Origin of the sequence: Azospira sp. I13 (assembly GCF_003112695.1) — a bacterium.
GTDB lineage: Bacteria > Pseudomonadota > Gammaproteobacteria > Burkholderiales > Rhodocyclaceae > Azospira.
Genome location: NZ_BFBP01000003.1, coordinates 205,867 through 230,309, shown reverse-complemented (window position 1 = coordinate 230,309; position 24,443 = coordinate 205,867). Strand labels below are relative to the sequence as shown.

At 62.7% G+C, this 24,443-nt stretch carries 22 protein-coding genes and 1 pseudogene; 12 read left to right on the top strand and 11 right to left on the bottom strand.

Features of this window, described 5'->3' with window-relative positions:
• Positions 1–455 (bottom strand): annotated as a pseudogene (locus tag AZSI13_RS17885) (diaminopimelate decarboxylase); the annotation flags it as partial.
• A gap of 69 nt (positions 456–524) precedes the next feature.
• On the opposite strand from AZSI13_RS17885, the gene AZSI13_RS03515 reads away from it, so the two are divergent.
• On the top strand, positions 525–1,433 hold the full coding sequence (locus AZSI13_RS03515) for a LysR family transcriptional regulator (protein ID WP_109039794.1): 909 nt from the start codon (positions 525–527) through the stop codon (positions 1,431–1,433).
• A 130-nt stretch (positions 1,434–1,563) separates the two neighbouring features.
• On the opposite strand, the gene AZSI13_RS03510 is transcribed toward AZSI13_RS03515, so the two are convergent.
• From AZSI13_RS03510 to AZSI13_RS03500, 3 genes are all read right to left on the bottom strand, one after another.
• Positions 1,564–2,811 carry a multidrug effflux MFS transporter gene (locus tag AZSI13_RS03510; RefSeq protein ID WP_201262295.1) on the bottom strand — a complete coding sequence of 416 codons (1,248 nt, stop codon included), beginning with the start codon at positions 2,809–2,811 and terminating at the stop codon, positions 1,564–1,566.
• 118 nt (positions 2,812–2,929) lie between these two features.
• Entirely contained in the window at positions 2,930–3,439 is a 510-nt protein-coding gene (locus AZSI13_RS03505) for a cupin domain-containing protein (RefSeq protein WP_109039792.1), read from the bottom strand.
• Between the two features lie 15 nt (positions 3,440–3,454).
• Positions 3,455–4,603: an iron-containing alcohol dehydrogenase gene (locus AZSI13_RS03500; RefSeq protein WP_109039791.1), complete on the bottom strand. Its 1,149-nt coding sequence runs from the start codon at positions 4,601–4,603 to the stop codon at positions 3,455–3,457.
• Between the two features lie 152 nt (positions 4,604–4,755).
• Here AZSI13_RS03500 and AZSI13_RS03495 point away from each other — a divergent pair, with 152 nt between their 5' ends.
• The 8 genes from AZSI13_RS03495 (at position 4,756) to AZSI13_RS03460 (ending at position 12,127) form a co-directional block, all read left to right on the top strand.
• A complete protein-coding gene (locus tag AZSI13_RS03495; protein ID WP_201262294.1) occupies positions 4,756–5,709 on the top strand; it encodes a LysR family transcriptional regulator in 954 nt (317 codons plus the stop codon).
• Between the two features lie 421 nt (positions 5,710–6,130).
• Entirely contained in the window at positions 6,131–6,658 is a 528-nt protein-coding gene (locus AZSI13_RS03490) for a rhodanese-like domain-containing protein (RefSeq protein WP_235609642.1), read from the top strand.
• 1 nt (position 6,659) lies between these two features.
• The gene (epsC, locus tag AZSI13_RS03485) at positions 6,660–7,664 is read left to right on the top strand and encodes a serine O-acetyltransferase EpsC (protein WP_165833285.1); all 1,005 of its coding nucleotides are present in this window, start codon (positions 6,660–6,662) and stop codon (positions 7,662–7,664) included.
• A 61-nt stretch (positions 7,665–7,725) separates the two neighbouring features.
• On the top strand, positions 7,726–8,661 hold the full coding sequence (locus AZSI13_RS03480; protein WP_109039790.1) for a family 2A encapsulin nanocompartment shell protein: 936 nt from the start codon (positions 7,726–7,728) through the stop codon (positions 8,659–8,661).
• Positions 8,636–10,528 carry a family 2A encapsulin nanocompartment cargo protein cysteine desulfurase gene (locus AZSI13_RS03475; protein ID WP_109039789.1) on the top strand — a complete coding sequence of 631 codons (1,893 nt, stop codon included), beginning with the start codon at positions 8,636–8,638 and terminating at the stop codon, positions 10,526–10,528. The genes AZSI13_RS03480 and AZSI13_RS03475 overlap by 26 nt, the downstream gene beginning before the upstream one ends.
• A gap of 178 nt (positions 10,529–10,706) precedes the next feature.
• Positions 10,707–11,558 carry an AraC family transcriptional regulator gene (locus AZSI13_RS03470; RefSeq protein ID WP_109039788.1) on the top strand — a complete coding sequence of 284 codons (852 nt, stop codon included), beginning with the start codon at positions 10,707–10,709 and terminating at the stop codon, positions 11,556–11,558.
• A 15-nt stretch (positions 11,559–11,573) separates the two neighbouring features.
• Complete coding sequence (locus AZSI13_RS03465) at positions 11,574–11,876, top strand: putative quinol monooxygenase (protein WP_109039787.1); 303 nt, start codon at positions 11,574–11,576, stop codon at positions 11,874–11,876.
• Positions 11,804–12,127, top strand: coding sequence for an aminotransferase class V-fold PLP-dependent enzyme (locus AZSI13_RS03460; protein ID WP_305765149.1), 324 nt, complete (start codon positions 11,804–11,806; stop codon positions 12,125–12,127). Before AZSI13_RS03465 ends, AZSI13_RS03460 begins: the two co-directional genes overlap by 73 nt.
• Before the next feature lie 828 nt (positions 12,128–12,955).
• Here AZSI13_RS03460 and AZSI13_RS03450 read toward each other — a convergent pair.
• Together AZSI13_RS03450 and AZSI13_RS03440 are read right to left on the bottom strand one after the other, a co-directional pair.
• Positions 12,956–13,978, bottom strand: coding sequence for a DUF4917 family protein (locus tag AZSI13_RS03450; protein WP_109039785.1), 1,023 nt, complete (start codon positions 13,976–13,978; stop codon positions 12,956–12,958).
• 442 nt (positions 13,979–14,420) lie between these two features.
• Entirely contained in the window at positions 14,421–16,628 is a 2,208-nt protein-coding gene (locus AZSI13_RS03440) for an OsmC domain/YcaO domain-containing protein (RefSeq protein WP_109039784.1), read from the bottom strand.
• Between the two features lie 185 nt (positions 16,629–16,813).
• Here AZSI13_RS03440 and AZSI13_RS03435 point away from each other — a divergent pair, with 185 nt between their 5' ends.
• From AZSI13_RS03435 to AZSI13_RS03425, 3 genes are all read left to right on the top strand, one after another.
• On the top strand, positions 16,814–17,413 hold the full coding sequence (locus AZSI13_RS03435; protein ID WP_109039783.1) for an RNA polymerase sigma factor: 600 nt from the start codon (positions 16,814–16,816) through the stop codon (positions 17,411–17,413).
• A gap of 14 nt (positions 17,414–17,427) precedes the next feature.
• A complete protein-coding gene (locus AZSI13_RS03430) occupies positions 17,428–17,826 on the top strand; it encodes a hypothetical protein (RefSeq protein WP_201262293.1) in 399 nt (132 codons plus the stop codon).
• A 318-nt stretch (positions 17,827–18,144) separates the two neighbouring features.
• Entirely contained in the window at positions 18,145–19,332 is a 1,188-nt protein-coding gene (locus AZSI13_RS03425) for a metallophosphoesterase (protein WP_109039782.1), read from the top strand.
• A 542-nt stretch (positions 19,333–19,874) separates the two neighbouring features.
• Here AZSI13_RS03425 and infA read toward each other — a convergent pair.
• The 5 genes from infA to fhuE form a co-directional block, all read right to left on the bottom strand.
• Entirely contained in the window at positions 19,875–20,138 is a 264-nt protein-coding gene (gene infA, locus AZSI13_RS03415) for a translation initiation factor IF-1 (protein WP_109039780.1), read from the bottom strand.
• A 61-nt stretch (positions 20,139–20,199) separates the two neighbouring features.
• Positions 20,200–20,403, bottom strand: a complete 204-nt coding sequence (locus AZSI13_RS03410) for a cold-shock protein (protein ID WP_109039779.1) — start codon at positions 20,401–20,403, stop codon at positions 20,200–20,202.
• 271 nt (positions 20,404–20,674) lie between these two features.
• Positions 20,675–20,878, bottom strand: a complete 204-nt coding sequence (locus AZSI13_RS03405) for a hypothetical protein (RefSeq protein WP_109039778.1) — start codon at positions 20,876–20,878, stop codon at positions 20,675–20,677.
• Positions 20,875–22,059, bottom strand: a complete 1,185-nt coding sequence (locus AZSI13_RS03400) for a PepSY domain-containing protein (RefSeq protein WP_109039777.1) — start codon at positions 22,057–22,059, stop codon at positions 20,875–20,877. The genes AZSI13_RS03405 and AZSI13_RS03400 overlap by 4 nt, the downstream gene beginning before the upstream one ends.
• Positions 22,060–22,072: 13 nt before the next feature.
• Positions 22,073–24,262 carry a ferric-rhodotorulic acid/ferric-coprogen receptor FhuE gene (gene fhuE, locus AZSI13_RS03395; protein ID WP_201262292.1) on the bottom strand — a complete coding sequence of 730 codons (2,190 nt, stop codon included), beginning with the start codon at positions 24,260–24,262 and terminating at the stop codon, positions 22,073–22,075.
• Between the last annotated feature and the right edge of the window lie 181 nt (positions 24,263–24,443).

Sequence of the window (24,443 nt, the reverse complement as noted above, 5' to 3'; positions counted from 1 at the left end):
CCGGTATTTGTTTTCTTGGAATGGCCATGCCCGAAACCTGGGTTGATGCGTAGCCACACCGGGTGCCCCGGGTTGACCGCACCCAATTGGTCCAGCATGTCCATGGAGCCGCAGTTCACGGGAATATTAAGTTCCACCACGCGCGCCAGCGTAGCGCGATCCAGCAGATCGGCCGTGAACACGATGTCTGCGTGCCCGTTGTGCAAGCCCGGCGTAAAACCACTTGCCAATGCGCGTTCGATTTCGCCCAAAGACACCGAGTCCACCACTGCGCCATGTCGCTTCATGAGGCGAAGGATGTGTGTATTGGCGTTGGCTTTCTGAGCGAAACGCACGACGTCAAACAACCGCAGAGCGGCAATCTGGCGCGCAATGATTTCGGCATCATAAATCCACAACGGGGTGCCGAACTGCTGGGCCAAAGGAGCGATGGTCACGGGAGTAAACGGGTTCATGAGCGGATGATCCACTTCATAATTCATTCAATCAATACTATTCTTGTCGTATAACTATTCAATATTGATATGAATCTAACTCATCGCCAGTTGACGATGTTTCGCGCCATCATGCTGCACGGCAACCTAGGGCGTGCAGCTGACGCGTGCGCGTCAAGCCAGCCCACTTTGAGTCGCGAGCTGGCTCGTCTGGAGCAGTTACTGGGGTTTAACCTTTTTGACCGGGTGCGAGGCCGATTACGACCTACCGTGCGGGCACTTGCGTTGATGAAGGAAGTTGAACGCTCGTTTATCGGCTTGGAACAGATCGCAGCGCGCGCCAGCGAATTGCGCACGCAGGTGACAGGTCGCTTGCGCATTGCATGTTTGCCGGCATTGGCCCATGCCTTGGTACCCCGCGCACTGGTAGACCTCTCACATGCACACCCTGACCAAGGCGTCAGCGTGCATCCCTTAGAGTCCCCCTGGCTGGAGCAAGCCATGAGTGAGCAGCGTTTTGACCTGGGACTGAGTGAAACCCAAGAGGCGCCTGCTGGCGTTGGCTTGCAGCCCTTGCTGAAAGTCAATGAAGTGGCTGTTTTGCCACGTGATCACAGCCTGTGCCTCAAGGCGCGACTGCAGCCCTGCGACTTTACGGGCGAGCGCTTCATCAGTCTCGCGGTTGGCGATCCGTATCGAACCGCCATTGATGCGATGTTCGAGGACGCTAAAGTACATCGCGCAACCCTGTTTGAAACCACCAGCGCAGTGGCCGTCTGCGCCATGGTGCGTCAGGGCCTGGGCGTAGCCATCGTCAACCCGTTCACTGCACTGGAACTCAGCGGACCGGACCTGGTAGTGCGGCCGCTGACCGTTGCCATCGGTTACCAGGTGAATATGCTACTTCCGGACATCGCAGCACCGCACCCCCTGCAGGGCGTTCTCGCAGACACCGTCCGCAAAGCCTGTGCCGCCTTGAACCACCATCACTCGCTATGAGTTCCATGGGCATGTCCGGAATTTTGTGTAAAGCTGCCATCGGTGGCTCTTCCACTAGATGACAGCTTAGGCCGAGAAGCAGCCGGCAATGGCCGAGAACAGCATCAGTACTTTTCCTACTGAGGCCCCCTTAGGCATCCCCATCTGATTTGAGTCCCAGCGAAAACAGCAAACTCCCCACACTGAACACCGCAATAGTCAGCCCCATGGGGAACGGGGTGCCGTCGGCGAAATAGCCGACGCAGGCCGAGCCCAGGATGCCCGTGCCGTATTGCAGGGAGCCGATCAGGGCGGAGACCAAGCCGGCTCGCTCGGGGTGCTTGTCCAGGGCGCCGACAATGGCGTTGGCGACGATGAAGCCGGTGGCGGCGGCGAAGAAGAACAGGGGGATTACCAGCCCCCACAGGCCGCCCCAGTCGTGCCAGGACGCAAGAGCGGCGACGCCGCCGGAGGCGGTGGCCAGCACCGCGCCGAAGCGGATCAGGCGGTCGATGCCGTGGCGGCGCACCAGTCGGGAGTTGATCTGGTTGGCGGCCATGATGCCGACGATGCCCAGGGCGAAGAGCAGGCCGTAGTGTTGGGGCGAGACGTCATGGTGGGTGATGTAGGCCACCGGCGTGCCGGCCACGTAGGCGAACATGGCGCCATAGAAGCAGCCGCCGACGCCGGCGTAGGCCAGCAGGCGGGGATCGCACAGCAGTTGGCCGTAGCCCCGCAGGGCCGCCAGGAGGGACTGTTTATTGCGCCGCTGCGGCGGCAGGGTTTCGGGCAGTTGGGTCAGGGCCCACAGGGTCAGCAGGCCCACCCCCACCAGCACCCAGAAAATGGCGTGCCAGGAAGCCACATGGAGAATCAGGCCGCCCACGCTGGGGCCGATGAGGGGAGCAATGGCCATGGCGGTCATCAGGATGGAGAGCATGCGGGCCGCCTGGTGGCCCACGTAGAGGTCCCGCACCATGGCCCGGGCCAGCACCACGTTGGCGCAGGCACCCACGGCCTGCACCAGGCGCCAGCCGATCATCATCGGCACGCTGGTGGAGAGGGCGCAGCCGGCAGAGCCGACGATGAACAGCAGCAGGCCCAGGGTGATGGGCAGGCGCCGGCCGTAGCGGTCGCCGATGGGGCCCCAGAAGAGCTGGCCCAGGCTGAAGCCGATCAGGTAGCCGGAAATGGTCAGTTCCACCGCGCCGGCATCGGCGTGCAGCGACGCCCCCATGGCCGGCAGGGCGGGCAGGTAGAGGTCGGTGGAGACCGAGGCGAAAGACATCAGGGCGCTGAGGATGGCCAGCACCCTGAGCCCCTTCTCAGGCTCATTTTCCGGCGGCAGGTCCGGTGCGCTGGCGGTCGCTTCCTGGGGCCCCTGGGGTTCGCTGCTCAAAGCCCAGTCCGTTTTGCCGGGGCTTCGGGATAACGCCCGCCCTGGGTGGGAATGCCGGCTGCACCATCGCTGTGGCCCAGCTGGCATTTTTCCATTGCCATGTTTCTGCTTCCTTTTTTCATTGGGCTACCGGAGCGGTATCCAACTGCACGCTGTATTGGCTCTCGCTGACCTGCTCCAGCCAGTCCACCACCTTCCCTTCCAGGGCCTCGGCGATGGCGATGTGGCTCATGGCGGTGGTGGGTGCGGCACCGTGCCAGTGCTTGACCCCGGGGGGTATCCACACCGTATCGCCGGCCCGGATGGTCTGCACCGGGCCGCCCCACTGCTGCACCTGGCCGGCGCCGGCGGTGACGATGAGGGTCTGGCCCAGGGGATGGGTATGCCAGGCGGTGCGGGCTCCGGGCTCGAAGGTGACGCTGGCGCCACCGGCCCGAGCGCCGCCGCTGCCGGAGAAAGGCCCATCGATACGCACCCGGCCGGTGAAGAAGCTGGCCGGCCCGGCTACTGAGGCCTGGCTACCGGCCCGGGTGACGCGAACCGCCCAGGCTTCGGCACCACCCTCATCGGCCAGGGCACTGCCGGCCAGCAGGCCGGCGGTGGAAACTGCGGCCAGCAGTTTTTTCATGGCAGCCTCCCTTGCTTACAGGGCGCTCTTGAGAATGGTGGCAACCACTTCCCGGGGATAGGTCTCGGCCACGCCGAAGTGGACCGCGTTGCCCAGGACGTTGTCGATGGTCTTGGGTAGGTCGGCCTCGGTGATGCCCAGCTGGGAAAGGCGGGTGGGGGTGCCGATCTTGTCGAACCACTTTTCCAGGGCGGCGATGCCCTGCTCGGCGGTTTCCACGCCGAACACGTACTTGGCGAAGCGCTGGAACTGGACCGGGTTGCGGCTGTGGTACCACTTCATCCAGGCCGGCATGACCACGGAGAGGCCGGCACCGTGGGGCACGTTGAAGAGGGCCGAGAGGGAGTGCTCGATCATGTGGTTGGGGTAGCTGTAGCCGGAGATCCCCGCGTAGAGCAGGCCGTTGAGGGCCTGGGTCGACGCCCAGGCGAACTCGGCCCGGGCTTCGTAGTTTTCCGGGTCGGCCAGCAGGGTTTCGGTGGTTTCGATCACCGTGTTGATGATGGCCTCCACCAGGCGGGACTGGAAGCGGGGCTCGTCCTTGGCGGTGAAATAGCCCTCGATGGCGTGGGCGATGATGTCCGCCGCCGAATACACCAGGTAATCCCGGGAGACGGTCTTCATCAGGGCCGGATTGACGATGGAGACCTTGGGATAGGTATGCACGGAGGTGATGGCGAACTTTTCCTGGGTGGCCTCGTTGGTGACCACGGCGCCGTTGTTCATTTCGCTGCCGGTGGCGGCCAGGGTGAGGATGTCGAACACCGGCAGGGCGGATTCGATGCGGCCCTTGCCGATGAAGAGGTCCCACACGTCGCCGGCGTAGGGCACGCCGGCGGCGATGGCCTTGGCACTGTCCAGCACGGAACCGCCGCCGACGCTGAGGATGGCCTCCACCTGATGGTCGCGGGCCAGGGCGATGGCCTCCCGCACCTTGGAAATCACCGGGTTGCTGACGATGCCGCCACATTCCACGAAGGCGATGCCCTGCTCGGCCAGGCTCTTGCTGACCACGGCGAAGAGGCCGTCCCGCTTGATGCGCTCGCTACCGTAGCAGAGCAGCACCTTCTTGATGCCGTGCTCGGCCAGGTGGCGGCCAATGGCCTGTTCCTTGTCCTTGCCGAATTCGACCTGGGTGGGGTTGAAGAAAGTGAAGTTGTCCATGAGCAAATCCTCCTGAAGGGAATGGGGAAAGCGCCAGCAAGTGCCGAAAACGCGATGGACGAACTGTAGCGGGGCCACAAACATCAAACTACCGGCAAATAGTTTGTATTATTTACAACCATATGATGTAAATAACCCCGGGAAAGCGGCTCATGGCCATCAACGAACTACGCTCCATCACCACCTTCATCCGCACCGTGGAACTGGGCAGCCTGAGCAAGGCCGCGGCGGCCCAGCAGATTTCCCCCCAGGCCGCCAGCAAGGCCCTGGGCCAGTTGGAGCAGCACCTGGGGGTGCGGCTCTTTCACCGCACTACCCGCAGCATGTCTCTGACGGAAGAAGGCCAGCGCTTCTTCGAGGCGGCCCAGCCCTCCCTGCTCGGCCTGCAGCAGGCCCTGAATGGCGCCCGGCAGACCCGGGAAGACCTGGCCGGGCCCCTGCGCATCGTCGGCCCCCGCTCGGTTTCCGTATCGGTCATCGGCCCGGTGATCGAGGAATACTGCCGCCTCTACCCGGAGGTGCAGCCGGACATTGAGCTGGACGACCGGCGCAGCAACTGGGTGGAGGAACGGGTGGATGTGGGATTTCGCCTGGGCGCCTCGCCGGAGGAAGGGCTCATCGCCCGCCCCCTTTTCCCCATGCAGCTTCTGATTTGCGCCGCCCCCAGCTATTTGCAGCGGCATGGCGTGCCCCGTAGCCTCAACGATCTGGACACCCACCGTTGCAGCGCCTTTCGCCACCCGGAGGACGGCCGGGTCATTCCCTGGCGGGTAAAGATGGGGGACGGCGAGCAATACCACCCGGTGCGCCCGGCCTTCTGCACCAACGATGAACAGCTGGAACTGCACGCCGTGCTGGCCGGCGAAATCATCGCCCAGGTAGCCGTGCCTACTGCCGCCGGGCTGATCCGCAGCGGGCGCCTGGTGCCCCTGCTGGTGGAACACATGACCGACAGCTACCAGATGTTCCTCTACTACGGCAGCCGCCAGGCCCAGCCGGCCCGGGTGCGGCGCTTCATCGACCTGGCGGTGGAACGGCTGGCCAACAACCGGGAGTTCGTACTGAGCCGAGAGGAACTGGCCCGGGCCGCCGCCGCGGCGCAGTAACCGGGAGTCGCAATATCTGCCCAGCGCCGCACAACGCCCGGCGCCCCGGGGCTACATGCAAGGCATATCCCCCGATATCCCCCGATATCCCCGGCAAGCCCCGGGTCGCTGGCAACGCCAGCCCTGTGGGCGAAACGAAACACCTATTGATGGTCAGCCGCTCCCAAGACGGGCGACCGTCCCTCAGAAAGGCCCGCAATCCTGCTTGGCACATGCGGCTCGCTCCACGCCTTGAGCAGCATCCAGGCCTTTATGTTCTTTGCTGGCCCTGGGCGGCACCTCCGACTAAAGCCATCCGCATATATTCGTTTAAGCAATATACGCATTTCAAAATAGTCTTTTTGATAATAAGCACCTCGCCGCTAGGCTTTCCTCCATCGCCGGGAACTGCAGCCCGGGCCATCACAGGAGGAGCCGCCCCATGTCCGTTCATGCCACCCGCACCGCCTTAAACAGCGTTGCCGCCCACCCCCACCTCGGCAACACGCCCGAGGCCTTGCCTGCTGCCCCGCACCCCATTCTCGAACGAGCCAAAGCCGCCGCCCTGGCCGAGGGCACGCCCTATGCCGGCGGCGTCACGCCCCAGGAAGCCTGGGAGCTTTTCGCCAGCGGCGCCGCCGCGCTGGTGGATGTGCGCACCGCCGAAGAGCGCAAGTTCGTCGGCCATGTGCCTGAGACCCTGCACGTGGCCTGGGCCACCGGCACCGCCCTCAACCGCAACCCCCGCTTCGTCAAGGAGCTGGAAGCCAAGGTGAAGAAGGACCAGCCGGTGCTGCTGCTCTGTCGCAGCGGCAAGCGGTCGGCCCTGGCCGCCGAGGCCGCCGCCAAGGCCGGCTTCACCCAGGTCTTCAACATCCTCGAAGGCTTCGAGGGCGACCTGGACGAACAGCAGCAGCGCGGTGCCCTGGGCGGCTGGCGCCACGCCGCCCTGCCCTGGGTGCAGGACTGAGATGGGTACGCCAACCACGCCCCCCAACAACGGCTGCCGCGACACTTCCCGCCTCGGCGGCAAGTGGGACCTGGGCGCCATCGTCGCCGGCCTGCGGGCCGAGCGGGAACGCTGGCGCGAACGCCAGCAGCGCCTGAAGGACGTGGGCGGCCGGGAGCTGCCCTCCCGCGAGGTGCTGCAGGAGATCGTCACCCAGCTGCAAGGCGCCCTCTTTCCCATGCGCCTGGGCCCGGCCCAGCTGCACCAGGAAACCGAGGACTACTACATCGGCTACACCCTGGATGCGGCCCTGGAAGCCCTCTTCGGCCAGGTGCGCCTGGAGCTGTGCTATGCCGCCCGCCACGGCGGCAGCGGGGAGGCATCGGTGGAGTCGCTGGAGGACAAATCCGTCGCCATCGTGCGCCAGTTCGCCGAGAGCCTGCCCCAGGTCCGCGCCCTGCTTGATACCGATGTGGAAGCCGCCTACAGCGGCGACCCGGCGGCCCGCAGCGTCGATGAGGTGCTGCTCTGCTACCCGGGCGTGGTGGCCATGATCCACCACCGCCTGGCCCACCAGCTCTACCGCCTGGGCGTGCCTCTGCTGGCCCGCATCGTGGCCGAGCTGGCCCATGCCGAGACGGGCATCGACATCCACCCGGGGGCCGCTATCGGCGCCGGTTTCTTCATCGACCACGGCACCGGCGTGGTCATCGGCGAAACCGCTGTCATCGGCCAGCGGGTGCGCCTGTACCAGGCCGTCACCCTGGGCGCCAAGCGCTTCACCACCGACGAGGCGGGCAACCTGGAAAAGGGCCAGCCCCGCCACCCCATCGTCGAGGATGACGTGGTGATCTACGCCGGCGCCACCATCCTGGGCCGCATCACCATCGGCCGGGGCTCTTCCATCGGCGGCAACGTCTGGCTCACCCATAGCGTGCCCCCGGGCAGCCACGTGACCCAGGCCGATTCTCAACATTCGCAGCATTCACCGCGGCCCCCGACGCCCCTCAAGGCCGCCGCGGCCTGAGTCTCCCCATTCCTTTTTTCAAACCACCGCTCAACTACAACGCAATCAAGGAGAGTCACCCATGACCGAAGTCGTTCATCCGGAAGGCGCCCAGGCCCTCGGCGACAACGCCGCGCGGCAACTGGCCAATGCCACCAAGACCACGCCCCAGCTATCCACCATCACGCCCCGCTGGCTGGTGCATCTGCTGCAATGGCTGCCCGTGGAAGCCGGCATTTACCGCCTCAACAAGGTGAAGAACCCCCGGGACGTGCGCGTTGCCTGCTCCCAGCGCGATGAATCCGAGCTGCCCCAGACCTTCGTCGATTACGACGCCCAGCCCCGGGAATACTTCCTCAACGCCGTCACCACCATCCTCGACGTGCACACCCGGGTTTCCGACCTCTACAGCAGCCCCCACGACCAGATCAAGGAACAGCTGCGCCTGACCATCGAGACCATCAAGGAACGTCAGGAATCCGAACTCATCAACAACCCGGACTACGGCCTGCTGGCCAATGTGGACGAGGCCCAGCGCATCTCCACCCTCACCGGCGCCCCCACCCCGGACGATCTGGACGACCTGCTGACCAAGGTGTGGAAGGAACCCGCCTTCTTCCTCACCCACCCCCTGGCCATCGCCGCCTTCGGCCGCGAATGCACCCGCCGCGGCGTGCCGCCCCCCACCGTTTCCCTCTTCGGCTCCCAATTCCTCACCTGGCGCGGCATCCCCCTGATCCCCTCCGACAAGGTGCCCATCGAGGACGGCAAGACCAAGATCATCCTGCTGCGCACCGGCGAAAAGCGCCAGGGCGTGGTCGGCCTGTTCCAGCCCGGCCTGGCCGGCGAACAGAGTCCGGGGCTGTCGGTGCGCTTCATGGGCATCAACCGCAACGCCATCGCCTCCTACCTGATTTCGCTCTATTGCTCCCTGGCCGTGCTGACCGAAGATGCCCTGGCCGTGCTCGATGACGTGGAGATCGGCAAGTACCATGACTACCCCGACACCTACAAGTAACCCGCCGGAAGGCCTGGCCGGGCTGCTGCCGGCGGGGCTGCCCAACGAGGCCACCCTGGCCCGGCTGGCGAGCGAGTTCTTCGCCGCCCTGCCGGGCAATCCGGGCCCCGTGGAAAATCCCGCGCCGGTGGGCAACGTGGCTCCCCAGTCCCACGAGCCGGTGATCGCCCTGGGTCAGCGGGCGCCTTCCCTGGCGCCGGCGGCCACCTCCCAGAACGGGGTTCCAGACTCCGCACTGGAAGCTGCGCCCGGCACCGGCCGCCCTGGCGGCTCCGCCCTGGGCGTGCCCGAGGCCTATGCCCCGGCCCTGCCCCAGTCCGCCTCATCCGCCGCCCCGGTGTTCGCGCCCGCCACGCCCTATTACTTCCTGGGCGAAGGCAGCGCTTACCCTGCCCACCTGCCCAAGGAAAACGAGATCGTGGTGCCGCGGGAGGATCGGGTTTCAGCCCAGTCCTTCGGCCTGCCCGGTGCGGAAGAGCTGAAGGCCCTGCTGGCTGACAACAAGGCGCCCCGGGAAAGCAAAGGCAGCATTCCCGCCGCCGTGCCCAGCCGCAGTTCCTCCTTCTACTTCCTCGACCCGGTGGGGGCCGATGCGGCCCAGGCCGAGTCGCCGGTGCAGCCGCTTTCCCACCCGCCCCTGGACGTCAACGCCATCCGCCGCGACTTCCCGATCCTGGCGGAACGGGTGAACGGCAAGCCCCTGGTGTGGTTCGACAACGCCGCCACCACCCACAAGCCCCAGGCGGTGATCGACCGGCTGGCCTGGTTCTACGCCCACGAAAACTCCAACATCCACCGCGCCGCCCACGAACTGGCGGCCCGGGCCACGGATGCCTACGAGTCGGCACGGAACAAGGTAGCGCGCTTCATCGGCGCCGCTTCGGCCAACGAAATCATTTTCGTGCGGGGCGCCACCGAAGCCATCAACCTGGTGGCCCAGAGCTGGGGGCGCCAGAACATCGGCGCCGGCGATGAAATCGTGGTCTCCATCCTGGAGCACCACGCCAACATCGTCCCCTGGCAGCGGCTGGCGGCCGAGAAAGGCGCCAAGATCCGCGTCATCCCGGTGGACGACGATGGCCAGATCCGCCTCGACGAGTACCAGAAACTGCTCAACGAGAAGACCAAGCTGGTGGCCATCACCCAGGTTTCCAACGCCCTGGGCACCATCACCCCGGTCAAGGAAATCGTGGACCTGGCCCACCGGGCCGGCGCCAAGGTGCTGGTGGACGGGGCTCAATCCGTCTCCCACCTGCGGGTCAATGTGCAGGCCCTGGATGCGGACTGGTTCGTCTTCTCCGGCCACAAGGTCTTTGCCCCCACGGGCATCGGCGTGGTCTATGGCAAGGCCGCCATCCTGGAAGCCACCCAGCCCTGGCAGGGCGGCGGCAACATGATTGCCGACGTCACCTTCGAGCGGACGCTATACCAACCGGCGCCCAACAAGTTCGAAGCCGGCACCGGCAACATCGCCGACGCCGTGGGCCTGGGCGCCGCCCTGGACTACGTGGAACGCATCGGCCTGGAAAACATCGCCCGCTACGAGCACGCCCTGCTGGAATACGCGACCCACGGCCTCAAAACCGTGCCCGGCCTGCGCATCATCGGCACGGCAAGGGACAAGGCCAGCGTCGCCTCCTTCGTGCTGGAAGGCTTCAAGACCGAAGAAGTGGGCAAGGCCCTCAACCAGGAAGGCATCGCCGTGCGCTCCGGCCACCACTGCGCCCAGCCCATCCTGCGCCGCTTCGGCCTGGAAGCCACGGTGCGGCCGTCCCTGGCCTTCTACAACACCTGCCAGGAAGTAGATCACCTGGTGGCCACGTTGAAGCGGCTGAAGGGAGGGAGGAGTACGACGGTGTTCCGTTAAGCCTCTGCTGACGCAACAAAAGGGCGCCCCGATGTTAGGCATTGGGGCGCCCTTTTTTGTATCCGGAATTCATATTCTGTACATTTCAAGAATGTGCCCAGCCCCCCAGGCTTCATTACTGGACTGAAGGCCCGACCCCTCTATTGAAATCGGCAGGATTCCGCAGCGACGTTTGCCCATGAAGACCTTTCACCTGCTCCCAACCCCTGAATTGCGACCGTTCATCGATCGTTTTTGGGGCTGGGAGGCGGATTCGTCGGAAGCGATTCGCCTGCCCATGCTGCTCCCGGGGACAGGTGCTGAACTGTATTTCCATTACGGCACGCCGTTTCATTGTGAATCCAGCAACGGAGCCACAAACAGCTCCCTCAGCCAGGGCCACCTGTTCTGCATCCGTTGCAAGCCGCTCACCTTGATGCCGAATGCCGGCATTGGCTTTATTGCCGTCCGTTTCAGGATAGGAATGCTGCATCGATTCACGCCAATTCCCGCCACGGAACTGATAGACGCAACCCCCTCTGTGGAAGACCTATGGGGCCTGGCCGGCGCCGACCTGACCCGTCGCCTTTCCTACGCCGATAACCAGCGAGAGCGGATTGCACTTATTCAGACCTTCCTGGTCGGCAAGCTGCGGGAAGATTCAGCCGACCTGCTGATCGAACGAGGGTTGTCCCAACTTTATCGCCGATCCACAGGACTTACGGTTGATGCCCTGGCCACCCTGGCAGGGCTGGGGCGCCGCCAGCTTGAGCGACGCTGGCGGGCATTTTCAGGCCAGACGCCAAACGACATGCGATGCCTGAGCCGCTTCCAGCACACCATCCGGCAACTGATGTTGAATCCGTCGGCAGACACCACCGATGTAGCCTTGGCCAGTGGCTACTACGACCAAGCACACTTCATTCATGACTTCCGTTCTCGGGTGGGCTCAAGCCCGGAGAAATACCTGCAACTCGCCCGCAGCAAGACGCATTTTTACAATACCCCGCTAGGTAAGGCCGGCAATCTGCCAACTCCAAATCATCCATAGAGAGGAGTTGCACCCATGTTTGTATTGCTGGTTGAGCTTGAAGCGAAAGCGGGGAAGTCCGCAGAACTCGGTGAAGTGCTAGGCGCATTGCTCGCCCTGGCCAAGAACGAGCCAGGCATTCGCCACTATGCGGTCCAACAGCCGGATGAGCACGCCGACAAATACATCCTGTATGAATCCTACGAAGACAAAGCCGCGTGGGAGGCTCATTTACGGTTTGCACCGGCAGCGGAACAACTCAAGAAATTCGACACACTGCTGGCTTTCCCTCCCAAGCTGACTTTCTGCAATCTGGTGTCAGCCACTTCCATAACCTAACCGCCGTAAACAACCTCGCCCTCTTCGTGCTGGAAGGCTTCAAGACCGAGGAAGTAGGCAAAGCCCTCAACCAGGAAGGCATCGCCGTGCGCTCCGGCCACCACTGCGCCCAGCCCATCCTGCGCCGCTTCGGCCTGGAACCCACGGTGCGGCCGTCGCTCGCCTTCTACAACACCTGCCAGGAAGTGGATCACCTGGTGGCGACGTTGAAGCGGCTGAAGGGAGGGAGGAGTACGACGGTGTTTGGCTGAGGGTTAGCCGAAAACCGCAAATGAAAAAGCCGCCCGGGGACGGGCGGCCTTTTCGTAACTTAGTCAGTCATTTTGGTCGTTCGTCTGTTGTGCTAAATCAGGCAAGAATCTGTTCTTTTACCAAGCGTTCAAGCTTGGTGTTCCTAAGCCGACAACACCCCTATCCGGCAAACGTTAACAAACTGACGCAATCCGAACATGCGGCGATAGGAGACATAAACGCTTAACCACAAACCAATTGGATGCTGAACAGATTCATCGCACAACATCTATTTGACTACCTCATTGGACCTTGGATTGGATACGTTAGCTGACGCGAGAAGGCGGCAAGCATACTTGCGAGGCCCCCACTGGAAGGCAAAGGTTTCTGAGACTTCGTGCCATTTTCCGCTGGGATGGCCCGATCCGTGATTACTACCCATACATGAACACTCGCAGTGAAATCCTTTGGCGTTCCAGCAGGCTGGCGCACATTTTTGGTGCTCTTTGTAGAGCTGGATAACATATACCTTTCCATAGTCCCGGAGCGCTTTCTCTACCAACTCGTCAAACCATGCAACAGGAGTTGCCCAGCACTTGTAACTGGAGTTCCACGCAGGTTTATGACGCCGCTCACCACGAACCCACCCAAAATTGTCCGGAGAGTATGGAATACGCACCAACACTGGATTAGGTCGGCTTTGACGATAAATAACTGGAATCATCCCTTGCTGCCAGATTTCACGAAGACGAGGGTCTTGTGCGTTCATACCTGTTAGCCTCAGCAACTAGATGAACAAAGCTATGACGCCGTATCAAACAAAGTCCAATGCGCCACAGGGCTAGCCATCATGTTCCCCATACCTTGGCGCTGGCTGCATCAAAATAACTGACGCTCAACGGGTTGCGGGCACGGCGGCCATTCGTAAGCTCGTTAGCGCGTCGTGTGATGAATTTATTAGCTTCCGAGTTCGGGTCGCCATATAGGCCGACATAGAGGTGTGAAATCTTTCCACGTTGAATGCTGCGGAGGTAGTGGTTGTCGTTTTCAGCAAGAGAGTGACCAAAGATGAATAGCGCCCCTTGAATTGAACTGAAACTTCTGTATGCCTTTGCCAAGTAATCATTGTGTCGGATGTGTTCATATTTTTCCGCACTCGTTCCTTCAGATACAAAAAGAGGAAAGTAGTCCTTACTTAGAGCATCTCGAATCTGATCAATCAGACGAATGCCGGTATTACTCCATGTGTACTTTTGAATTTCTGTACCTGAGTCAAACACATGAAGTGCCCCGTGGAGAAACCACATGTTTTGATCATGACTCTGATCCGGTTCCCAAACCACGTAGGCAGATTCGAAGTCGTCCTGGGGAGTTCGAAACCCATCATCGGAAGATGGTGTTTCACCTTCTGCTGTATGCATTTGAGCCCAGTACAACAATAGATCGTAGTTAAGCGTGTATATGGTTTTGAAGTTAGATAGAAATGAGCGGCAAGCTTGATACTCAGCATCTGTTAACTCCCCCGGCCATGAGGGATGGCTGGCAGCAATTGTCTGAACGAGAAGTTCCCTGAGTCCATCCGCATCTGCTGCAAGAGCAGCAGAAAATGGAGGTGGGCAACCATAAGCAGTAGCGATCTTACTTGCGTCACGAAGCGCCTTAATAACCTTCTCGAAATCTTGAGTTTTCAGAGCTTCAAAAGCATTCTTGGCTGTCGAAGATATCTTCGAAAAATCGGCCTGCTCAAATAGTTTTCCGTAGGCAAATATGTGAGGACGACAGGCTATGCTGAAACCGTTTCCAAGTAAGACGTGCCGACGACTGAATCTATCTGAGTCGTGTAGAGCTTCGGAGAATGTAAGTAAGGCCATAGCGTAAGTTTGTAATGGTTAACGGCACCGTAGAAAAATACTATTCATTCACCCATCGTGCCGTTAACCATATGGAATAACAAGAGTCTGACTCAAGGTTGAATTCAAGGCCCCCATAGCCAGCCCAACCTGACCCTGGTATCCATGCTCCCCGTTCGTCCACCCAGGCATGGACACATCGTTCTCCCTTTCCCTGCCCCGCAACGAGTCCCACCTGATGGCCGAGCAGAACCAACACCTGACTGTTCCGGATAACCCGCTGCCGCAGATAGGGAGTGTGTGGAGCAGCCTTCACCTGCACCTCAAATGAAAATAGCCACCCGAAAACGGGTGGCTATTTTCATTTGAGCGGGACTGAACAGTTCAGATTACAGGCTTGTTATCCCCCACAGATTCGGTCGGCTGCCGCCCATCCATCAATGGGCCGGGCGTAGGATTTTCCTTAACCCGCCACCTTCGCCCGCGCTGCGTGCACCTTGCGGTAGCTGTCGATCAGCCGCTGGTGCCGGTCCAGGCCTTCCAATTTCATGCTGGTGGGGGTCAGGCCGTGGAAACGCACGGTGCCTTCCACAGAGCCGAGCACCGCGTCCATGCGTTCGTTGCCGAACATGCGGCGGAAGTTGGCTTCGTAGTCGGCCAGGTCCAGGTCTTCATCCAGTACCACTTCCAGCACCACGTTCATGGCCTGGTAGAAGAGGCCGCGGTCCACGGTGTTTTCGTTGAATTGCAGGAAGGCGCCCACCAGGTCGTGGGCTTCTTCAAACTGCTTGAGGGCCAGGTGGATCAGGAGCTTCAGTTCCAGCACCGTGAGCTGGCCCCAGACAGTGTTTTCGTCAAACTCGACGCCGATCAGGCCGATGATGTCGGTGTAGTCGTCCAGCTCGCTCTCTTCCAGCCGTTGCAGCAGGGCGGCCAGTTGCTTGTCGCTCAGGCGGTGCAGGTTGAGGATGTCTTCACGGAAGGCCAGGGCCTTGTTGGTGTTGTCCCAGATCAGGTCATCCACCCCGTAGATTTCGGAATAGCCGGGCACCAGGATGCGGCAGGCCACCGCGTGAAAACTGTCACCCAACTGGTCGTACACCGCCATGTAGGCTTCCTTGCCCATCTCTTCCAGGATGCCGAAGAGGGTGGCGGCTTCATGGGCGTTGGATTCTTCGCCGTGGCCGGAGAAGTCCCATTCGACGAAGTCGTAGTCGGCTTTGGCGCTGAAGAAGCGCCAGGAGACCACGCCGCTGGAATCGATGAAGTGGTCCACGAAGTTGTTGGGCTCGGTCACCGCCTGGCTTTCGAAGGTGGGCCGGGGCAGGTCGTTGAGGCCCTCGAAGCTGCGGCCCTGCAACAGTTCGGTGAGGCTGCGCTCCAGGGCCACTTCCATGCTGGGGTGGGCACCGAAGGAGGCGAAGACGCCGCCGGTGCGGGGGTTCATCAGGGTGACGCACATCACCGGGAACTGGCCGCCGAGGGAGGCATCCTTCACCAGCACGGGGAAGCCCTGCTCTTCCAGGCCCTGGATACCGGCGACGATGCCGGGGTACTTGGCCAGCACCTCTTGGGGCACATCGGGCAGGGCGATTTCGCCTTCGAGGATTTCGCGCTTCACCGCCCGCTCGAAAATCTCCGACAGGCACTGCACCTGGGCTTCGACCAGGGTGTTGCCGGCACTCATGCCATTGCTGAGGTAGAGGTTGTCGATGAGGTTGGAGGGGAAGTACACCACCTCGCCGTCGGACTGGCGCACGAAGGGCAGGCAGCAGATGCCGCGCTGCACGTTGCCGGAGTTGGTGTCGATGAGGTGGGAGCCCCGCAGTTCGCCGTCCGGGTTGTAAATCTCAAGGCAGTAGTCGTCGAGGATTTCCTTGGGCAGGGCGTCCTTCTTGCCGGGCTTGAACCAGCGCTCGTTGGGGTAGTGCACGAAGGGGGCGTTGGCGATCTCTTCGCCCCAGAACTGGTGGGTGTAGAAGTGGTTGCAGCTCAAGCGCTCGATGTACTCGCCCAGGGCCGAGGCCAGGGCGCTTTCCTTGCTGGCGCCCTTGCCGTTGGTGAAGCACATGGAGGAGTGGGCGTCGCGGATGTGCAGGGACCACACATTGGGCACCAGATTGCGCCAGGAGGCGATCTCGATCTTGATGCCCAGGCCCGCCAGGAAGGCGGACATGTTGGCGATGGTCTGCTCCAGGGGCAGGTCCTTGCCGGGGATGTAGGTCTGGTGGCCGGCATCGGGATTGACGGTGAGCAGGGCCTGGGCGTCGGCGTCCAGGTTTTCCACTTCCTCGATGATGAACTCGGGGCCGGTCTGCACCACCTTCTTCACCGTGCAGCGTTCGATGGAGCGCAGGATGCCCAGGCGGTCCTTCTCGGAAATGTCCGCCGGCAGCTCGACCTGAATCTTGAAGGTCTGCTGGTAGCGGTTTTCCGGATCAACGATGTTGTTCTGGGAGAGGCGGATGTTCTCGGTGGGGATGTTGCGGGTCTCGCAGTACAGCTTGACGAAGTAGGCCGCACAGAGGGCCGACGAGGCCAGGAAGTAGTCGAAAGGCCCCGGCGCCGAGCCGTCGCCCTTGTAGCGGATGGGCTGGTCGGCGATGACCGTGAAGTCATCGAACTTGGCCTCCAGACGCAGCTTGTCGAGAAAGTTAACCTTGATTTCCATGGGGCGATCCAAAATGGCGTTGAAACGAATTGGCCGCCATTATCCGGGTTTCCCGGCGGGGAGGCAGTTTTCCTGCGGAAAGGCCCGATTCCCTGCGCCGGGGAGGCGCCCAGCCCCTGTCGCCATTGCCCCACTATTTTTTTGCCCAGCCACAATATCCGCGCCGGTGGTTCGTCTACCCTGGCATGGACACTTCGTTCCCCCTCCCTCTCCCCCTGCCCCGTGACGAGACCCGCCTGATGGCCGAGCAGAACCAACGCCTGAGTGAAGCCATTGCCCGGGAAAGCGGGCGGCTGGGCAGTTTCATTCGCCGGCGCGTGCCCGACCCGGGCGAGGCGGAAGACATTCTGCAGGACGTGTTCTTTGAACTGGTGGAAGCCTGGCGCCTGCCGGAGCCCATCGAGCAGGTGGGCGCCTGGCTGTTCCGGGTGGCCCGCCACCGCATCGTGGACCGCTTTCGCAAGCGCCGGGAGGAACCCCTGCCCGTAGCCGGCCCGGCCGACGGCGAGGAGGAACATTGGCTGGAAATCGCCCTGCCGGCGGCGGATGGCGGGCCGGAGGCGGCCTATCTGCGCCGCCTGTGGCTCGATGCCATCGCCACGGCCCTGGAGGAACTGGCGCCTGGGCCACGGGAAACCTTCATCGCCCACGAACTCGATGGCCGCAGCTTCAAGGCAATGGCGGCCGAGAGCGGCGTGCCCCTGAATACCTTGCTCGGCTGGAAGCGGCAGGCGGTGCTGCACCTGCGCCAGCGCCTGCAGCCTCTTTACGAACCCCAACCCTGAACAGGAAAAAAGACATGAAATGTAGAACTGGAAAATCCGGCTGCGTCTCGCGCTGTTTCAAATTCGGCCTACTGGCGGTAATCGGCATCGGCGCCGTTACCTGGGTGGTAATGCAGTTGTGGAACTGCCTGCTGCCCGACCTCTTTGCCGGGGTCTCCCCCATCGGCTACTGGCAGGCCCTGGGCGTGCTGGTGCTGAGCAGGATTCTCTTCGGCGGTATGCGCGGCGGCTTTCACCACGGCTGCAAGCACCACGGGCACAAGCATCAGGCCCACTGGGAAAGTCTGACGGAGGAAGAGCGGGCACAGCTCAAAGGCCGCTTCCACAGCCGCTGGAGCCGCTGCTGCACGCCCCAGGCGGAATGCACCGAGCCCCAGGCCAAGGCCGCGGACAAGCCGGCCGACAAGGCCTGACCGCCTAAAGCTACCTCCCCCGGGCCTTGCCCATGCCCCATGCTGACAAGGCCCACCAGCCGGCCTAGAACCACCGCCCCTATCTTTAACCAGCACCAGCGCTGACGAAGCACCCCCCCTCCCCTTCAAGGGGAGGGCTGGGGTGGGAATGGGTTACTTCATCATGCTGCCGCCGATCTATGCCCCTCCCCAGACGGCCCCTGCCCTTGCCCCCCAGGGAATTGCTTTCGGGCAAGGTAAAGGAACGGCATCAGCGCTGCCTTACGAAGCAGAATGCTCCATCGCAACGATGCGTAGCTCATTCATGGATAAAGCCCCATGCGCCCCACCTCCCTGACCTCGCCCCCAACTCCGGGTCCTGCCACGCATCATTCGGCCCTGCCCGGCCGCCTGCGCCGGGCTCTGTGGCGCGTGCTGCCGCTCATGGGCGGCCTGCACGCCTATATCGGCTGGCGCCTGCTGCCGCCCCTGGAATTGCCTCCCGCCGCCCTGGCCCTGGCCATTGCCGGGCTGGCCCTTTCTACCTGCCTGGTGCCCCTGGGCCTGCTGGGCCGCTTCGCCACCGATAACCCGACCCTGGCGGATCGACTGAGCTGGCTGGGCAGCCTGGCCATGGGCCTCTTCTCTTCGGTACTGGTGCTGACCCTGCTGCGGGACGTAGGCCTGCTGCTGGCCGGCGCGCCTTCCCTGGCGGAGCCCACGGCTCTGGGGGTGGTGGCTGCCGCCGGCCTGTTCACCGGCTTCGGCTACATCAATGCGCGGCGGGTGGCCCGCATCGTCCGGGTGGAGGTGCCCCTGGCCGACCTGCCGCCGGAACTGGAGGGCTTCACCATCGTCCAGCTCAGCGACATCCACGTGGGGCCCACCATCAAGCGGGACTACGTGCAGGCCATCGTGGATCGGGTCAATGGGCTGGAGGCCGATCTGGTGGCCATCACCGGCGACGTGGTGGATGGCAGTGTGGCGTATCTATGGGAGCACACCGCGCCCCTGGGCCAGCTGCGCAGCCGCCACGGCAGCTATTTCGTCACCGGCAACCATGAATACTATTCGGGCGCGGCGGCCTGGATGGCGGAGTTCGAGCGCATCGGCCTCCAGGGGCTGCACAACGGCCACACCGTCATCACCCACCACGGCGCCCGTCTGGTGCTGGCCGGGGTGACAGACTATTCGGCCGGCGCCTTCGATACGGCCCAGGCCAGCGACCCGGCAGCAGCCCTGGCCGGCAGCCCGACAGGCCTGCCGCGTATCCTCCTGGCCCACCAGCCCCGCTCGGCCCCGGCTGCGGCAGCCGCCGGCTTCGACCTGCAGCTTTCCGGCCATACCCATGGCGGCCAGTTCTGGCCCTGGAATTTCTTCGTGCCCCTGCAACAACCCTTTACCGCCGGCCTGCACCGGCTGGGCCGGTTGACGGTCTACACCAGCCGCGGCACCGGCTACTGGGGCCCGCCCAAGCGCCTCGGTGCCCCGTCGGAAATCACCGTGCTGCGCCTGGTTGCTGCGTAGGGCGCAACATGCCGCCAGCAGCCGGTGGTTCAGGAGCTAAAGGGCTAAGGGCCAAAGGGGCCAAGGGGCAAAAGGCCTCAGAGGGTAACGCCTGCGGAAAATAACATCACCCGGCGATATATCACGTCGTCACTTCCCCGCCAAAAACGAAAACGCCGCGCCGGAAAACCGGAGCGGCGTATGCATGGGTAACAAACAGGCAGTGGCGGCGATTCAATCAAGGCAGCGTCGGGTTGCTGCGGGCAGCGGCACATGGATTTGATATGCCGGCCAACGATCTATGTTGCCAGGGGTGCTACCTGAGATACCGGTGGGGCCGAACTGAACGGCCTAGCGATGAAATACCGGCACAGGACAAATATCCTCATGGGAGAGCCCGGCCAGACTGGAAACGACTCGGCTGACGCCCTGGCCAAGGAGCCACCAGGAGTTGCCGTAGGGGAGAACTTGAATACCGCGTTGATGACACAGGGCCTGGCCCTGGGCAAAAGCGCTTTCGTTGTGTTGGATCATTTATACCTATTGTGTGTGAATCAGCAGCTTTAGTGCCGCCGCGGCGCCCGGTTGGCGGGAGCCGGTCCCCGGGTTTCCAGGAAACGGAAGGAAATACGGCCCTTGTTCAGATCGTAGGGCGACAGTTCGACGGTGACCTTGTCACCTGCCAGGATACGGATGCGGTGCTTGCGCATCTTGCCGGCGGTGTAGGCAACAAGGCTGTGCCCGTTCTCAAAAGTGACCAGAAAACGGGAATCAGGCAGGACTTCCTGTACGACGCCCTGCATTTCAATCAGTTCTTCTTTTGCCATGTAATTCCTCGGTGTATGGGTGAAAAAAAAGGGCCGGGAGGCCCTTTGTGCTGCTGGCGCCTTAACCGAGGACCTTGATGTTGGCGGCCTGCTTGCCTTTGGGGCCATTCACGATATCAAAGGTCACTTGCTGGCCTTCAGCCAGGGACTTGAAACCGTTGGATTGGATGGCGGAGAAGTGAGCGAAGAGATCTTCGCCGTCTTCGGAAGAAATGAAACCGAAACCCTTGGCGTCGTTAAACCACTTAACAGTACCGTTAGCCATGTCTTGATGCTCCTGATGTATAGATGTAACGGGGCCTGGCCCCGCGGGTGGGGCGAGTATCAAGACGGCGAGGAGACGGGGAAGAAGCCGCAGAACGCGGAGACAAACCGAAGAACAACTACAGTACTTGAAAATCGCTGGAGCGCACTATGCACCGCTAGCGCAGGAATAGCAAGACATTTTTGCGCCGCAACAAGATGTAGTACTGACGAAATGGCGAAATCGTCCTGCTCCATCGCTGCCGGCCCCGCCCGGGCCGGCAGCGATGGACCTATTCCGGCACGTTACGGCGCGGCCGCAGCCAGCCGAACCACAGGCCCACAGCGACGGGAATGCCCAGGCAAAAGCCAGCCAGCAAGTCGCCGAAGCCGCCGTCGCTGAACAGGGCGGCAACCAGGCCGATGGTGGTCAGCAGGCCAAGCAGTACCGGCCAGCCCCAGATGGCACTGGTACTCAGATGATGGCTTTTGCTCATCGTGCGCCCTCCCCTTGCAGGGAAGCCGGCTTGCCTTCCGGCCCGACCTCGGGCGGTTGCACCGACGACCCCTCCGCCTGCCGGGCGACCTTGCCCTTGCGCAACCAGAGATAAAGGCCGCTACCCAACACGATGATCGAGGCGATATCGAGCAGTGCCCAGAGAATCTGCATGGCCCGGCCGCCGTAGTCGCCGAAATGCAGGGGCTGGGAAACCAGCAGGGCGGTGAGGTACCAAGGCAGTCCGGGGACCGCGGTGACTTCCGTACTGCGGGCATCCACCAGCACCGGCTTGAGCAGGCGGGAGGTGAAGGGCTCGTTGCCACGCATGAAGAAGATGGTGTGGTGCGGGCTGGCGAAGGCGGTTCCCGGGAAGGCGACGAACGACAAGGTGGTCTCCGGCGCCCGGGCCTGGGCGGCCTCCAGGGAACGTTGCAACGAGCCGCGCTCGGCCACCGGCACGGTGGGCTGTCCCTTGTAGGGTGCCAGCAAGGCGCTGAGTTGGTCGTGCTGCCAGTATTTGATGAGCAGGTCGGCCCAGGTATTGATGACGCCGGTGGCGCCCACCACCAGCAGCCAGACCAGGGTGACGATGCCCAGCAGGTTGTGCAGGTCGAGCCATTTCAGGCGGGGCCGCCGGTCACGGCGCACCGTGCCGAATTCCAGCTTGCGCATGAACGGCCCGTACAGCACCACGCCGCTGACGATGGCCACCAGCAGCAGAAGACCCATGAAGCCGAGAAAGAGCTTGCCCGCCAGGCCGGCGAAGAGATCCACGTGGAGCTTGAACATGACCCGCATGAAGCCCTGGTCGAAGCGGGGTTGGCCCAACACCTCGCCGGTGCGAGCATCCACCACCACGGAGCGGAAGTCGTCGGTGGGCTCGGGGGTCGGCGTCAGGGTGACGAACCACAGATCCGGGCTGTCGTCGGGCTGGGAGACGTACTGCACCACCCGCTCCGGGTGGTAGGAGCGGGCGATCTCCACCACCCGGTCGAGGCTGACCCGGGTGGTGACACCGGGCCGCTCCGGTGCTTCCACCTCGGTGCCCAGCAGGTGACCAAGCTCGTGGTGGAAGATCAGGGGCAGCCCGGTGAGGCAGAGAAGCAGCATGAAGACAGTGCAGACCAGGCTGCTCCACTTATGCACCCAGGACCAGGTTTTGATGGATCCGTTCTGCACGCTGGCCCCGGCCTCAGAACTTGTACTTCATCGACAGGCTGACGCTACGCGGCGCACCATAGGTGGTCTGGCTGTAGGCATCGAACATGCCGTAGTAGGTCTTGTCGAAGAGGTTGTTGACGTTGAGCTGAGCGGAAAGCTGCTTGCTCACCTCGTAACGGGCCATCAGGTTCACCAGGGCGTAGCCCTTCTGCTCGATCCGCTCGGTGGTGCCGAGGGGCGTCAGGGCGTTGGTGTAGGTCATGCCCTGCCAATTCACGCCACCGCCCACGGTCACCGGGGCCAGGGCACCGGAGAGGCGGTAGGAGGTGAACAGGCGTACCAGCTCGCGGGGGTAGATGCTATTCACGTCGGCCCCGTTGGCATCGGTGGCCTTGAACTTGGAATAGCCGGCGCTGGCATTCCAGCCCGGCGCCAGTTCGCCGGAGAGGTCGAACTCGAAGCCTTCGCTGGTGGCGCCTTCAGAGGCCCGGTAGGCAGTTTCCGGCGGCGTGGTGCCGGCGATCATCAGGCCGGTACTCTGGGCCAGGTTGTCCTGCTTGATGCGGAAGACCGCGGCGGAGGCGTTGAGGCGACCGCCGAGGAATTCGCCCTTGATGCCGGCCTCGGTGCTCTTGCCCAGGATCGGGTCCAGATACTTGCCGCTCAGGTCGCGCCGCTGCTGGGGCTGGAAGATGTCGGTGTAGCTGGCGTAGACCGAGTAGGTGTCGTTGAGGTCGTAGATGATCCCGGCGTAGGGCGTCACCTTGTGGTTCACGCTCATGGAATAGGGATTGCTGGCCGCTTCATCGCCGGAGCGCTGGTAGTTGGTGACACGGGCTCCGAGGATGACCTTCAGGGGGTCAGCAATGTTGAAGCGGGCGGCGCCATAGACGGCCTCCTGCTTGGTGGAACCCATGCCGTAGTAGCTCAGGGGGCCCCAGGCCGGTTCGGCATAGTTGCCCTTCCAGGCATTGAAGTCGGGCACGGCACCACCAGCGGCAGCCCGGCTGTCGGCATGGAAATTCTGGGTGGAGTGGGTGTACCCCAAGGCCATTTCGTGGGTCCGGCCGAACAGCTGGAAGGGGCCGCTGGCCTGCAGGCTCACGTCTTCCTGCTTGGTGCGTACCTTGTAGGAGCCGGGCCAGGCGCCCATGCCCAGGCCGGTGGTACGGCTGGGGGCACCGAAGAGGTAGAGCAGGTAGGAATCGGCTTCTCGGTCGCCGTGGCTGTAGGAGGCCTTGATCTTCCAATCATTGGCAAAGCGGTGTTCGAGGGTAGCGAAGTAGTTTTCGTAGACGGTGTTCCAGCGCGTCCAGTTGGCGGCGCTGGATTTGGAGCGGTCCCAGTGGGTGCGGGTGCCGTCGCTGTACCAGACCGGCAGGCCTCCCCACATGGCGCCCCGGGGGTCATTCTCCTGGCGGCTGATGCCGGCGGAGAGCAGGGTATTGGGGCTCAGGTCCGCTTCGAAAGTGGCGAAGAGGGTCTGGTTCTTGTTCGAGAGGTTGTCGGCCCAACTATCCCGTTCCACATGCTCGCCCACCACCCGGGCGCGGAAGGTCTTGGCCTCGTTGACGGGGCTAGAGACGTCGACCATGGTGCGTCGCTCGTTCCAGCTACCGATGCCCAACTCCACCGTACCCGTCAGCTCCTTACTGTTGGCGCGCTTGCGCACCATGTTCACGGCGGCGGAAGGGTCGCCGGCACCGGTGGTCAGGCCGGTGGCGCCACGCACCACTTCAACCCGGTCGTAAATAGCCAGGCTGGTCATGATCTCGCCGGAACTCCAGGGCTGCTCCCAGGTGGTGGGCACGCCGTCGATCATCAGGGCGTTGATGTCGAAGCCCCGGGCGGTGAACTGGCCCCGGTGGGATTCGTACTGGTTCACGGAGACGCCGGTGACGTTGTTGAGCACGTCGGTGATGCTCAACAGCCCCTGGTCCTGGATGCGCTGCTGGGTGACGACGGAGACGGATTGGGGCGTGTCACGCAGGGACATGCTGAGAGGCGTGGCGGTCCTGGTCTTGCCGGTGGTGTAGGAGCCGGTGCCTTCAGTCTTTTCCCCCAGCTCCTGGGCGGAAACCTGCACCGTGGAGAGCACCTGCTCTCCTTTGGCAGTCTGGGCCTGAACAAAGGCCGGGAGGGCCAGGGCCATCATCAGGGGAAGGGTCTTGAGCTTGAATTGGAAACCGGCGGCGCGACCGGTGGAAGTGAATGCTTGCACGGTGAAAGTCCATGTCAGAAATATTGATCATCTGGCTGACTTTCCGTAGCCCTACAAGCGGCGGCAGGATGGCTGGCTCTCTTCAGTTACAAATGATAACAATTCGCAACAATCATTTCAACTCATTGAAAACGGTACAGGAGGAACGATTGGCGCGAGGGATGGGCGGCTAGTGAGAGGG

Coding starts and splice junctions, on each gene's coding strand:
- AZSI13_RS03465 (WP_109039787.1), top strand. CDS start 11,574: ATGTTTGTATTGCTGGTTGAGCTTGAAGCGAAAGCGGGGAAGTCCGCA.
- AZSI13_RS03505 (WP_109039792.1), bottom strand. CDS start 3,439: ATGAAAAAACTGCTGGCCGCAGTTTCCACCGCCGGCCTGCTGGCCGGC.
- AZSI13_RS03475 (WP_109039789.1), top strand. CDS start 8,636: ATGACTACCCCGACACCTACAAGTAACCCGCCGGAAGGCCTGGCCGGG.
- AZSI13_RS03450 (WP_109039785.1), bottom strand. CDS start 13,978: ATGGCCTTACTTACATTCTCCGAAGCTCTACACGACTCAGATAGATTC.
- AZSI13_RS03490 (WP_235609642.1), top strand. CDS start 6,131: ATGTCCGTTCATGCCACCCGCACCGCCTTAAACAGCGTTGCCGCCCAC.
- AZSI13_RS03410 (WP_109039779.1), bottom strand. CDS start 20,403: ATGGCTAACGGTACTGTTAAGTGGTTTAACGACGCCAAGGGTTTCGGT.
- AZSI13_RS03470 (WP_109039788.1), top strand. CDS start 10,707: ATGAAGACCTTTCACCTGCTCCCAACCCCTGAATTGCGACCGTTCATC.
- AZSI13_RS03405 (WP_109039778.1), bottom strand. CDS start 20,878: ATGAGCAAAAGCCATCATCTGAGTACCAGTGCCATCTGGGGCTGGCCG.
- AZSI13_RS03480 (WP_109039790.1), top strand. CDS start 7,726: ATGACCGAAGTCGTTCATCCGGAAGGCGCCCAGGCCCTCGGCGACAAC.
- AZSI13_RS03435 (WP_109039783.1), top strand. CDS start 16,814: ATGGACACTTCGTTCCCCCTCCCTCTCCCCCTGCCCCGTGACGAGACC.
- AZSI13_RS03495 (WP_201262294.1), top strand. CDS start 4,756: ATGGCCATCAACGAACTACGCTCCATCACCACCTTCATCCGCACCGTG.
- AZSI13_RS03425 (WP_109039782.1), top strand. CDS start 18,145: ATGCGCCCCACCTCCCTGACCTCGCCCCCAACTCCGGGTCCTGCCACG.
- infA (WP_109039780.1), bottom strand. CDS start 20,138: ATGGCAAAAGAAGAACTGATTGAAATGCAGGGCGTCGTACAGGAAGTC.
- AZSI13_RS03440 (WP_109039784.1), bottom strand. CDS start 16,628: ATGGAAATCAAGGTTAACTTTCTCGACAAGCTGCGTCTGGAGGCCAAG.
- AZSI13_RS03500 (WP_109039791.1), bottom strand. CDS start 4,603: ATGGACAACTTCACTTTCTTCAACCCCACCCAGGTCGAATTCGGCAAG.
- AZSI13_RS03515 (WP_109039794.1), top strand. CDS start 525: ATGAATCTAACTCATCGCCAGTTGACGATGTTTCGCGCCATCATGCTG.
- epsC (WP_165833285.1), top strand. CDS start 6,660: ATGGGTACGCCAACCACGCCCCCCAACAACGGCTGCCGCGACACTTCC.
- AZSI13_RS03430 (WP_201262293.1), top strand. CDS start 17,428: ATGAAATGTAGAACTGGAAAATCCGGCTGCGTCTCGCGCTGTTTCAAA.